This window comes from Pseudomonas hormoni (assembly GCF_018502625.1).
Taxonomy (GTDB): Bacteria; Pseudomonadota; Gammaproteobacteria; order Pseudomonadales; family Pseudomonadaceae; genus Aquipseudomonas; species Aquipseudomonas hormoni.
In genome coordinates this window covers 2,527,792-2,539,684 of the sequence record NZ_CP075566.1, presented here as the reverse complement: position 1 = coordinate 2,539,684, position 11,893 = coordinate 2,527,792, and the positions used below count along the sequence as shown (strand labels likewise).

General features: G+C 61.5%; 10 protein-coding genes. 6 read left to right on the top strand and 4 right to left on the bottom strand.

Annotation, left to right across the window (positions count from 1 at the left end; all coding sequences use genetic code 11):
- Positions 1 to 171: 171 nt before the first annotated feature.
- The 4 genes from efeO (KJF94_RS11815) to efeU form a co-directional block, all read right to left on the bottom strand.
- Entirely contained in the window at positions 172 to 996 is an 825-nt protein-coding gene (efeO, locus tag KJF94_RS11815; RefSeq protein WP_214383579.1) for an iron uptake system protein EfeO, read from the bottom strand.
- Between the two features lie 24 nt (positions 997 to 1,020).
- Entirely contained in the window at positions 1,021 to 2,319 is a 1,299-nt protein-coding gene (gene efeB / locus KJF94_RS11810; RefSeq protein ID WP_214383577.1) for an iron uptake transporter deferrochelatase/peroxidase subunit, read from the bottom strand.
- Positions 2,320 to 2,336: 17 nt separating this feature from the next.
- Positions 2,337 to 3,536: an iron uptake system protein EfeO gene (efeO, locus tag KJF94_RS11805; protein ID WP_214383575.1), complete on the bottom strand. Its 1,200-nt coding sequence runs from the start codon at positions 3,534 to 3,536 to the stop codon at positions 2,337 to 2,339.
- Positions 3,537 to 3,680: 144 nt separating this feature from the next.
- The gene (gene efeU, locus KJF94_RS11800; RefSeq protein ID WP_214383573.1) at positions 3,681 to 4,517 is read right to left on the bottom strand and encodes an iron uptake transporter permease EfeU; all 837 of its coding nucleotides are present in this window, start codon (positions 4,515 to 4,517) and stop codon (positions 3,681 to 3,683) included.
- 274 nt (positions 4,518 to 4,791) lie between these two features.
- Between efeU and KJF94_RS11795 the strand changes: the two genes are divergently transcribed.
- The 6 genes from KJF94_RS11795 to KJF94_RS11770 all read left to right on the top strand — a co-directional run bounded on the left by KJF94_RS11795 (position 4,792) and on the right by KJF94_RS11770 (position 11,810).
- Positions 4,792 to 5,808 (top strand): AraC family transcriptional regulator, encoded by a 1,017-nt coding sequence (locus tag KJF94_RS11795; protein ID WP_214383571.1) that lies wholly within the window; start codon positions 4,792 to 4,794, stop codon positions 5,806 to 5,808.
- A gap of 275 nt (positions 5,809 to 6,083) precedes the next feature.
- Positions 6,084 to 7,748, top strand: coding sequence for an AMP-binding protein (locus KJF94_RS11790; RefSeq protein ID WP_214383569.1), 1,665 nt, complete (start codon positions 6,084 to 6,086; stop codon positions 7,746 to 7,748).
- Between the two features lie 16 nt (positions 7,749 to 7,764).
- Positions 7,765 to 8,526 carry an SDR family NAD(P)-dependent oxidoreductase gene (locus tag KJF94_RS11785; protein ID WP_017339054.1) on the top strand — a complete coding sequence of 254 codons (762 nt, stop codon included), beginning with the start codon at positions 7,765 to 7,767 and terminating at the stop codon, positions 8,524 to 8,526.
- Between the two features lie 12 nt (positions 8,527 to 8,538).
- Positions 8,539 to 9,732: an acetyl-CoA C-acyltransferase gene (locus KJF94_RS11780; protein WP_214383567.1), complete on the top strand. Its 1,194-nt coding sequence runs from the start codon at positions 8,539 to 8,541 to the stop codon at positions 9,730 to 9,732.
- Between the two features lie 163 nt (positions 9,733 to 9,895).
- Positions 9,896 to 11,023, top strand: coding sequence for an acyl-CoA dehydrogenase (locus KJF94_RS11775; protein ID WP_008026517.1), 1,128 nt, complete (start codon positions 9,896 to 9,898; stop codon positions 11,021 to 11,023).
- A gap of 13 nt (positions 11,024 to 11,036) precedes the next feature.
- Complete coding sequence (locus tag KJF94_RS11770; protein ID WP_214383565.1) at positions 11,037 to 11,810, top strand: enoyl-CoA hydratase; 774 nt, start codon at positions 11,037 to 11,039, stop codon at positions 11,808 to 11,810.
- The last annotated feature ends 83 nt before the right edge of the window (positions 11,811 to 11,893 follow it).

The following is an 11,893-nucleotide window of genomic DNA, read 5'->3' as shown; positions in this document are numbered from 1 at the left end:
TGTTAGCGCGGCCGGTGCAATCCATCAGGAAAATGTGTTGCCAGTGAAAATGCCTTCGCGAGCAAACCCGCTCCCACATTCGATCTATGATGCTCACACGAAAGTGGTCATCCCGAATCGAATATGGGAGCGGGCTTGCTCGCGAAGGGGCCCGCTCAGACGCTAAAAAACTCAGTTCAACCCAAGCTTTCCACGCAACGTCGACAAGTCCTCAGCCAACGTATTCACCGGCCCCACCAGCGCTTTACGGTCGCCTTCCTTCACCTTGTCGTAAGTCTCAAAACCACCATCCTTGGTCTTGTACTTGGCCAGTGTCTTGTTGACCGTGGCAAAGTTCTTGTCGACCTTGGCAATGAACGCCGCGTCCTGCTTCTCGATCTGCGGACGGAACAGGTCAACGATTTTCTTCGCGCCGTCGATGTTGCCCTGAAAGTCGTAAAGATCGGTGTGGCTGTAGCGATCTTCTTCGCCGGAGATCTTGGTCGCCGCGACCTCTTCCAGCAACGCCGCAGCGCCGCCCACCACTTTCTCGGGCGGGAAGGTCAGGCCGGCCACGCGGGTTTGCAGGTCTTTGACGTCTTTGTTCAAACCATCGGCCAATTCGCCCAGGTCCTTGGTGCTCTTCTCGGAGAACAGCGAATATTCGATGCGGTGGAAACCGGTGAAGTCTTCGGCCTTCACGCCTTTTTCGTGGTCGTCGACACGGGAGTCGATGGACGCGTCGAGGTCACTGAACAGTTCGGCAATCGGCTCGATCGACTCGTAGTAAACCCGGGTCGGTGCGTAGAGTTTTTGCGCGCTGGCGAGGTCGCCCTTCTTTACGGCGTCGGTGAATTTCTGAGTGTGGCTGGCCAGTTCGTCCAGTTGTTCAGTGACGTAGATCTTGTAGTCCGAGATCGGCCCCACCAGTTCCAGCGGCGCCGTCGCCGCGAAAGCCGAAAGCGGGGTGTTGAGCAAACCGAGGGTCAGCAGTAACGCGAGTGGCGACTTTTTCATGGGACGGTTCCGTGTGGGGGTTGGTTATGCGGTTGTTTTTGGGGATGCAGCGTCAAGCAGCGAGCGACCGATGAAATCCTGGTCGCCCGCCACACCCGGCAGGGTGAAGAAATACCCGCCGCCGACCGGCTTCAGGTATTCCTCGAGCGGCTCGCCGTTGAGTCGGGTTTGCACAGTGATGAAGCCTTTTTCCAGATCGGCCTGGTAGCAAATGAACAACAACCCCATGTCCAGCTGACCGTTCTTGTTCACGCCGTTGGAGTAGTTGAACGGCCGGCGCAGGATCAGGTTGGCCTGGCTCGCGGCAGTGCGCGGGTTGGCCAGACGGATGTGCGCATCGAGTTTGGTCAGTTTGCCTTCCGTGTCTTTGCTGTAGTCCGGCACCTCGGTTTCATGAGTGCCACCCATGGGCGCGCCGGTGCTTTTGATCCGGCCGAGAATGCTTTCCTGTTCCTGCAACGGCGTGCGGTCCCAGCGCTCAACGAAGTTGCGGATGATCCGCACCGCTTGATAGCTGCCATTCGCCGACCAGGCCGGTTCGTCGCTGCCGGGCTGGACCCAGACGATGCTGTCCATGGTCTTGGCGTCGTTGGAATCCGGGTTCGCCGAGCCATCGCGAAAACCCAGGAAATTACGCGCACTCTGCGCCGGCACACCGGGTTTTGCCGGGGCTTGCGGCGGTACGCTGCCTTCCTGTTTCCAGCGCACCAGCAGCAGGTCCGGCAGGTTTTTCACGATGTCGCGCAGGGCGTGGATGTTGGTGTCGGTGGTGTTCGAACAGAACTGCAAGCTCAGGTCGCCATGACAGCAATCGGCTTCCAGCGCATCGTTGGGAAAACCGACCATGCGGCTCAGCCGTTTCGGTTTGACGTTCGCCAGGCCGAAGCGCTCGTCGAACAACGATTCGCCCACCGACACGGTGATGGTCAGGTTGTCCGGGGTAACCACCGGGCCGAGGATGCCTGAATCCACCGGCGGCAACTTCGGATCGACCTGCGCCACCGGGCCGCCCTTCATCAGGAATGCGATGCGCTCATTGAGCGTACGGAACAGCCGCTCCAGGTCTTCGCGGTCGCTGGCCAACACATCAAACGACACCAGCATGCCGGACGCCGGGCGCGGGGTGACGATGCCGCTCTGGTGCCGGCCGTGGAAGTCGTGGCGGTCCTCGGTCTTGTCGCTGCTCGGCGCTTCTGTGACTTGCGCGGGGCTCGCGGCCATGGCCGGGCAGCTCAAGGCCGAGCCGGCCAGGGCCACGCCGGCGGCGCCCATGCCCATCAATACCCGGCGCCGCTGAAGGTTGAATTGCTCTGAATCGTTCATCTGAAGTTCGTCTTCTGCTATAGGCCGGAAAGGCCGAGGGCGGGATCGATGCCGTCGAGTGCGTCGGCCAGCGCCTTGGCCTTGTCGGCGATCTGTTTACGTTGTTCGGCGCTGACGCTGTCGTAGCTCGCGTAGCCGTTTTCGACCTTGAAGCCGTTGAGTTCGGCATCGAGGCTGGCGACGGCGCTGTCGAGGGGCGGCAGCAGGTCGGCGGCGGACTTGGTCAGCAGCGGGCGCAACAGGTCGACCACTTTGCGGGCCGCGTCAAGGTTGCCGACGAAACCGTTCAGGTCGGTGTGGCTGTAGCGTTCTTCTTCACCGCTGCTGGCGCGCACGTCGCCAAGGTTGTTGAGGTTGCGCACCACGATGCTGACCAGTTGTTCCGGCGGCAGCGATTGGGCGAGCAGTTGTTGCTTGAGCGTGGTGACGTCGGTCAGCAGCCGCTGGGCGACCGGTGTCAGGCCGTCGAGGGTGCGTTGCTGGAACAGCGCATATTCGAGGCGATGGAAACCGCTGAAGCCCGGATCCTGCTCACGTTTTTCAAAGTAATCGGCGCGGGCGTTGATGGTGTTGTCGAGCTCGGCGAGACGCTGTGCCGCCGGGGCGATGCGCTGATATGCGGTGCGGGCCGGGACGTACAACGCTTGCGCCTGACTCAGGTCGCCGGCTTCGATGGCTTGCTCAAGCGCAGTCACGGCTTTGATCAGCGCGGTGCTTTGGCTGCTCAGGTAAACGCGGAATTCCGACAGCGGTCCGACGAAAGCGACCATCGACGGTTTGGCTTTGGCCGCAGCATCGGAAGCTGCGGTCGGCGTCACGTGTAGCGTGCCGCGTGGATTGCTCAGCAGGCCGCAGGTGATCGCGTAATCGCCGGGCAACAGGTTGGCGTTGATCACCTGGCTAAGGCCGGGCGCGATGTTTTCCCTTTCTTCGACCACCAGCACGCCGTCGAGGATTTCCCACTCAACGGCGCGGTCCGAGCGGTTGACGATGCGGAAACTGGCGCGACCGGCCGGCACCGTCAACGCATTCGGCTCGCAGCTGTGCGGGTGAATGGTCACCAGCACTTCATCATGGTTGCTCTGACGTTTGGCCGCGGCCATTTTCGAGGCGTAATAGAACAGGCCACCGGCGGCGATCATCACGATCACCGAACCGGCCACCGCCCAGCGCAAGGCGCGGGGAGGGGAGGCCTGAGGAGTGGCTTGATTTGGCATGGGGGCCCTTACTGACTGGAAAAAATTCATTGGCGCACGCCCCCTGTAGGAGCGAGCCTGCTCGCGAAAAACCTACAGGCGCCGCTGGGCATCTGGTTTTACGCGTTATCGTTAACGACCATCGCCGGCAAGCCGGTCTCGCTCCTACAGGGGAACGGAGGAAGATTGTTTAGCGAGTGCCGGCGCGGGGAGAAAAAACATCACCAGCGCCACGACCAGGTAAATCAGATAAGCGCCGAGGGTGCTGACAGTCGGCGCATCCTGATACCCGAACATGCCGGCCAGCACCGAACCCAGCGGGCCATCCATCGGCAGCGTGGCGCTGAAGTCGAACAGCACGGTTTGCAGGTGATTCCAGACGCCGGCTTCATGCAGCGCCTGCACCGAGTTGGCGAGAATGCCGGCAGCCACCACGAGGATGAACAGACCGGTCCAGCGGAAGAACGCGCCGAGGTTCAGGCGCATGCTGCCGGTGTAGATCAGGAAACCGACGATGATCGCCAGGATCAGGCCGAGCAGGGCACCGATCGGTGCGGCCGGGCCTTCGCTTTGCTGGAACACGGCGAGCAGGAAGAACACCGTTTCCAGGCCTTCCCGGGCGACGGCGAAAAACACCATGGCGATGAGCGCTGTCACCTGATGCCTGGAACCGGTCAACGCGTGATCGAGGGAGACGTGCAGCGAATGCTTGATCGAACGCGCCACCTTGCGCATCCAGAACACCATGGAACTGAGGATGCCGACGGCGACCAGGCCAACCACACCTTCAAACAGCTCCTGTTGTTTCTGCGGGAACTCGGCGCTGACCAGCTCCAGGCCCCCGCCCACCAGCAGGGCCAGGGCAGCAGCGAGAAACACACCGATCCACACGGCGGGCATCCATTGGCCACGGCCGGTTTGCTTGAGGTAGCTGGCGATGATGCCAACGATCAATGCGGCCTCAATGCCTTCGCGCAGCATGATCAGAAAAGGAACAAGCATTCAGCACCGTCTCGGAATTAGATAGGGTGCTAATTTGTAACATAATGACACTCATTCCCAAATGGCAATCATTGACATTTACCTGAACCTAAGCTGAACAACCTCAAGATCACCTCGCCCCTGTAGGAGCAAGGCTTGCCCGCGAAGCACGATGACGCGGTTTCACGGCAAGACCGAGTCGACTGCTTCGCGGGCAAGCCTCGCTCCTACAGGATCGGGGTGCCATGCGCTAATATGCCCACCACTCAAACAAGAACAGGGCACACCTCGCTCAATGTCGGAAAAAGACACCATCTCCATTCAACTGGTGCGTGAAGCGCTGTTGCAAAGTTGCGCCCCGGGCGCCGCCACTGACGAGGTGTTGAACAAGGTCGGCATCGATCCGGCGCTGCTCGAATCGTCCACAGTCCGCGTGCCGGCCACCGCGTACGCACGGCTGTGGCGCTTACTGGCCCGGCGTCGGGACGATGAATTTTTTGGCATGGACCCGCGCAAGCTCAAGTCCGGCAGCCTGGCGTTTCTGTGCCGCTGCTCGATGGTCCAGCCGAGCCTCGCCGCCGGCCTGACCTCGGGGCTGGGGTTTCTATCGCTGATGCTCGAACACCTGCCCGCGCAGCTGGTTCGCCAGCAAAGCCTCGCGGAGATCGTGCTTTTGGAAGACGACCAGGACCCGCGTCGCGCCTTTACCTATTTCACCTACTGGATGATCGTTCACGGCGTGGCCTGTTGGCTGGCGGGGCGACGGATTCCGATTCTGGCCATCGAATTACGCTGCCCGGCGCCGGACTTTTGCGATGACTATCAGGTGATGTTCTCCGAAAACCTGCGTTTCGACCGGCCACGCACCCGGATGATTTTCTCGGCTGATTGCCTGGATCTGCCGATCAAACGCAGCGCCGAAGAACTCAAGCGATTCCTGGCCCATGCGCCGGCCAATATTCTGGTCAAGTACCGCGACCCGGAGAGCCTGGCCAGTCGCATCAAGCAGGATCTGCGGCATTTGCCGGCCGAACAGTGGCCGGAGACCGAATCTCTGGCGCAACGACTGTGCATGTCGGCCTCGACCTTGCGTCGGCGGCTGGCGGAAGAGGGGCAGACGTATCAGGGGCTCAAGGACAGCGTGCGCAAGGAGTTGGCCATCGTCTGGCTGGCTGAACCGAGTATCAGCTTTGCCGAGATCGCCACGCGGTTGGGGTTCGCCGATGCGAGTTCGTTCTACAAGGCGTTTCGCAAGTGGTCGGGGTCGAATCCGGGGCATTACCGGAGTTTGATTCTGAACGAGGCGAGCTGATCCGGATTTTTTAGTGATTGTGCCGACGCCATCGCGGGCAAGCCCGCTCCCACAATGATTGTCGGTGATCACAATTGTTGTGCACGCCACAAAACCCTGTGGGAGCGGGCTTGCCCGCGAAGGCGTCAGCTCAGACGCCGCACCTCCTGAACCTTGGCCAAACCAGTCAGACAACTTGATAGCTTTGACCATTGCCCCACCCCCCGCGCAGAGCGAGTATTTCCCTGTTGGTTACGGTTCCCCCAACCTAATAAAAATACAGAGGGATTCTGGCAATGCGCGATTACTTGTCTGCCACGTCACAGTTCAATTATCAGCACACCGTCGACGCCGCACTCGCGGGCAATCTGACGGCCCTCAATGCCTGCGTCGAGTGTTGCGACCGGCATGCATTGCCAGGCCGCATCGCGCTGTTCTGGGAAAGCCGCGACGGCACCAGCGCGACGTACACCTTCAGCGACCTGCAGGACAAGGCTACGCGTTTCGCCAACTTCCTGCTGGCCCAGGGCGTGAAGAAAGGCGACAAGGTCGCCGGCCTCCTGCCGCGCAATATCGAATTATTGATCACCGTGTTCGCCACGTGGCGCATCGGCGCGGTGTATCAGCCGCTGTTCACCGCGTTCGGCCCCAAAGCCATCGAACATCGCCTGAGCAGTTCCGGCGCCAAAGTGGTGGTGACCGACGCGGTCAACCGCTCCAAACTTGCTGAAGTCGCCGATTGCCCGACCATCGTCACAGTCGGCGGCGCGAAAGGTCAGGGCATTGTCCGTGGCGATTTCAGTTTCTGGGCCGAACTGGCCAACTATTCCCCCGAGTGCGAACCGGTGCTGCTGACCGGCGAAGACCCCTTCCTGCTGATGTTCACCTCAGGTACCACCGGTCCGTCGAAGGCATTGTCCGTGCCGCTCAAGGCCATCGTCGCCTTCCAGAGCTACACCCGTGACGCCGTCGACCTGCGCCCGGAAGATGCGTTCTGGAACGTGGCTGATCCGGGCTGGGCGTACGGCATCTATTTTGGCGTTACCGGGCCGATGTCGATGGGGCATCCGATCACCTTTTACGATGGCCCGTTCACCCTCGAAAGCACCTGCCGGGTGATCAACAAATACGGGATTACCAACCTCACCGGTTCACCGACGGCGTATCGCTTGCTGATTGCCGGTGGTGACGAGTTCGCGAAATCGATCAAGGGCAAGCTTCGCATCGTCAGCAGCGCCGGCGAGCCGTTGAATCCGGAAGTGATCCGCTGGTTTGCCGACAACCTCGGCGTGGTGATTCACGACCATTACGGCCAGACCGAACTGGGCATGGTCCTGTGCAACCACCATGCCCTCGAACATCCGATTCACATGGGCGCCGCCGGTTTTGCCTCGCCGGGCCACCGCATCGTGGTGCTCGACGACGAGAACAAGGAACTGGGCGTCGGCCAGCCGGGCATCCTGGCCATCGACCGCACTCAGTCGCCGATGTGCTGGTTCGCCGGTTATGAAGGCGCGCCCACCAAGGCCTTCGTCGGCAACTATTACCTGAGCGGCGACACCGTCGAGTGGAACCCGGACGGCAGCATCAGCTTCGTCGGCCGCAGTGATGACGTGATCACCACCTCCGGCTACCGCGTCGGCCCATTCGACGTGGAAAGCGCGTTGATCGAACACCCGGCCGTGGTTGAAGCGGCGGTGGTGGGCAAGCCCGACCCGGAGCGCACCGAGCTGGTCAAAGCCTTCGTCGTGCTCAGCGCGCAATACCGCGCCGCACCCGAGTTGGCCGAAGAGCTGCGCCAACACGTGCGCAAGCGCCTGGCCGCGCACTCGTACCCCCGTGAAATCGAATTTGTCAGCGAGTTGCCGAAAACCCCAAGCGGCAAATTGCAGCGCTTTATCTTGCGCAACCAGGAAATCGCCAAGGCTCAAGAGGCTGCGGCGAAGAACGTTTCAGCTTGAATCCAAGGAAACAATGATGCAGATCGAAAACAAGGTTTTTCTCGTCACCGGCGGTGCCTCCGGGCTCGGCGCGGCTACGGCTGAAATGCTGGTCGCGGCCGGCGCCAAAGTGATGCTGGTGGACATGAACGCCGACGCCGTTGCAGCTCAGGCCGAACGTCTGGGTGCGCAAAGCGTGGTTGCGGACATCAGCAACGAAGCGGCAGCTGAGGCGGCGGTGCAGGCAACAGTCAAAGCCTTCGGCGGGCTCAACGGTCTGGTCAACTGCGCCGGCATCGTGCGTGGCGAGAAGATCCTTGGCAAGAACGGCCCGCACGCGCTGGCCAGTTTCAGCCAGGTGATCAACGTCAACCTGATCGGCAGCTTCAACATGCTGCGTCTGGCGTCGGCGGCCATCGCCGAAACCGAGCCGGATGCCGATGGCGAGCGCGGGGTGATCATCAACACCGCGTCGGCTGCGGCCTACGACGGTCAGATCGGCCAGGCGGCTTATGCCGCGTCCAAAGGCGCGATCGTCAGCCTGACCTTGCCCGCTGCCCGTGAACTGGCGCGCTTCGGCATCCGCGTGATGACCATCGCTCCGGGCATTTTCGAAACGCCAATGATGGCCGGCATGACCCAGGAAGTCCGCGACTCCCTGGCGGCCGGCGTGCCGTTTCCGCCACGTTTGGGCAAACCGGGCGAGTATGCCGCGCTGGTCAGGCATATCATTGAAAACAGCATGCTCAATGGCGAGGTAATCCGTCTCGACGGTGCCTTGCGCATGGCCGCCAAGTAAGGAGGATTTGTCATGACCCTTTCCAACGATCCAATCGTTATCGTCAGCGCCGTACGCACCCCGATGGGTGGTTTCCAGGGCGAACTGAAAAGCCTGACCGCGCCACAACTGGGCGCTGCCGCCATTCGTGCTGCTGTTGAACGCGCAGGTTTAGCGCCGGATGCCGTTGAAGAAGTGCTGTTCGGCTGCGTGCTGCCCGCCGGCCTCGGCCAGGCCCCGGCCCGTCAGGCTGCACTGGGCGCCGGGCTGGATAAATCGACCCGCTGCACCACCCTGAACAAGATGTGCGGTTCCGGCATGGAAGCGGCCATCCTGGCCCACGACATGCTGGTCGCCGGCAGCGCCGATGTTGTAGTCGCCGGCGGCATGGAAAGCATGTCCAACGCGCCGTACCTGCTGGACCGCGCCCGCAGCGGTTACCGCATGGGGCACGGTCGTGTGCTCGACTCCATGTTCCTCGATGGCCTGGAAGATGCCTACGACAAGGGCCGCCTGATGGGCACCTTCGCCGAGGATTGCGCCGAAACCAACGGCTTCAGCCGCGAAGCTCAGGATGCGTTTGCCATCGCGTCGACCACCCGCGCGCAGCAGGCGATCAAGGACGGCAGCTTCAAGGACGAAATCGTGCCGCTGACCGTGACCGTCGGTAAAGAGCAGGTGGTGATCAGCAACGACGAACAGCCACCGAAAGCCAAACTGGACAAGATTGCTTCGCTGAAACCGGCGTTCCGTGAAGGCGGCACCGTGACAGCGGCCAACTCCAGTTCGATTTCCGATGGTGCGGCGGCGCTGGTGCTGATGCGCCGTTCCGAAGCCGACAAACGCGGTCTCAAACCACTCGCGGTGATTCATGGTCATGCGGCATTCGCCGACACGCCGGGCCTGTTCCCGGTGGCACCGATCGGCGCGATCAAGCGGCTGATGAAGAAAACCGGCTGGTCGCTGAACGACGTCGATCTGGTCGAAGTCAACGAAGCCTTCGCCGTGGTCGGCATGGCAGCGATGACCCACCTGGAAATCCCCCACGAGAAACTCAACGTTCACGGCGGCGCCTGCGCCCTGGGCCACCCGATCGGTGCGTCCGGCGCACGGATTCTGGTGACCTTGCTCTCGGCCCTGCGCCAGAAAGGCCTGAAACGCGGTGTCGCGGCGATCTGCATCGGCGGCGGTGAAGCCACGGCGATGGCCGTGGAATGCCTTTACTAAGGCCAACGCCTATCCCTGTGGGAGTGGGCTTGCCCGCGATGGCGGTTTTCCAGACACCCATGATGTTGTCTGACAGATCGCTATCGCGGGCAAGCCCGCTCCCACAGATCCTGCGTTTCAACCTTCAGGCATGTGTACGAAGGCTAATTTTTAAGGATTCACCATGATTCCCAATGACGAACAACTGCAGATCAGCGAAGCGGCCCGGCAATTCGCCCAGGAACGGCTGAAACCGTTCGCCGCCGAATGGGATCGCGAGCACCGTTTCCCCAAGGAAGCCATCGGCGAGATGGCCGAACTGGGTTTCTTCGGCATGCTGGTACCCGAGCAGTGGGGCGGTTGCGACACCGGTTACCTGGCCTACGCCATGGCGCTGGAAGAAATCGCCGCCGGTGACGGCGCCTGCTCGACCATCATGAGCGTGCACAACTCGGTGGGTTGCGTGCCAATCCTCAACTACGGCAACGACGATCAGAAAGAGCGCTTCCTCAAGCCGCTGGCCAGCGGTGCGATGCTCGGCGCTTTCGCGTTGACCGAACCGCAAGCCGGTTCCGATGCCAGCGGTTTGAAAACCCGCGCCCGTCTCGAAGGCGATCACTACGTTTTGAACGGCTGCAAGCAGTTCATCACCTCCGGGCAGAATGCCGGGGTGGTGATCGTGTTTGCGGTGACGGACCCGAGTGCCGGCAAACGCGGGATCACCGCGCTGATCGTGCCCACCGACTCACCGGGCTACAAGGTTGCCCGCGTTGAAGACAAACTCGGCCAGCATGCGTCCGACACCTGCCAGATTCTGTTCGAAGACGTCAAAGTGCCGGTGGCCAACCGACTGGGCGAGGAGGGCGAAGGCTACCGGATCGCCCTGGCCAACCTCGAAGGCGGCCGTGTCGGCATCGCCTCACAATCGGTGGGCATGGCCCGCGCCGCGTTTGAAGCGGCCCGGGATTACGCCCGTGAACGCGAGAGTTTCGGCAAACCGATCATCGAACACCAGGCCGTCGCGTTTCGCCTGGCGGACATGGCAACCCAGATCGCCGTCGCCCGGCAGATGGTGCATTACGCCGCGGCGTTGCGTGACAGCGGCAAACCGGCGCTGGTCGAAGCCTCCATGGCCAAGCTATTTGCCTCGGAAATGGCTGAAAAGGTCTGCTCGGCCGCATTGCAAACCCTCGGCGGTTACGGTTACCTGAACGACTTCCCGCTCGAGCGGATCTACCGCGACGTGCGGGTGTGCCAGATCTACGAAGGCACCAGTGATATTCAGCGCATGGTCATTTCGCGCAGTCTTTAAGAAGGAGTCCATTGTGAGTTACGAAACGATTTTGCTGGAAACCCATGGCCGTGTCGGCCTGATCACCCTGAACCGTCCGCAGGCGTTGAACGCGTTGAACGCGCAGATCGTCAGCGAACTGAACCACGCCCTCGATGGCCTGGAAGCCGATTCGAACATCGGTTGCATCGTGCTGACCGGCTCGAAGAAAGCCTTCGCCGCCGGTGCCGACATCAAGGAAATGGCCGAGCTGACCTACCCGCAGATCTACCTCGATGATCTGTTCAGCGACAGTGATCGCGTGGCTAACCGCCGCAAGCCGATCATCGCCGCGGTCAACGGTTTTGCCTTGGGCGGCGGCTGCGAGCTGGCGTTGATGTGCGATTTCATCCTGGCGGGTGACAACGCGAAGTTCGGTCAACCGGAAATCAACCTCGGCGTGCTGCCGGGCATGGGCGGCACCCAGCGCCTGACTCGCGCAGTCGGTAAAGCCAAGGCGATGGAAATGTGCCTGAGCGGGCGTTTGATCGATGCGGTGGAAGCGGAGCGTTGCGGGATCGTGGCGCGGATCGTGCCGGCGGATGAATTGCTGGAAGAAGCGCTGAAAGTCGCGGCGTTGATCGCCAGGAAGTCGCTGCCGATTGCGATGATGGTCAAGGAAAGCGTCAACCGCGCGTTTGAAGTGAGCCTGTCGGAAGGCGTTCGCTTTGAGCGTCGGGTGTTCCATGCGGCGTTTGCGACGCAGGATCAGAAGGAAGGGATGGCGGCGTTTATTGCCAAGCGTGAGGCGGAGTTCCAAGGCAAGTGATGTAGCGTTCTCACCAACGTCTTCGCGGGCAAGCCTCGCTCCTACAGATCACACGACCTGTAGGAACGAGGCTTGCCCGCGAA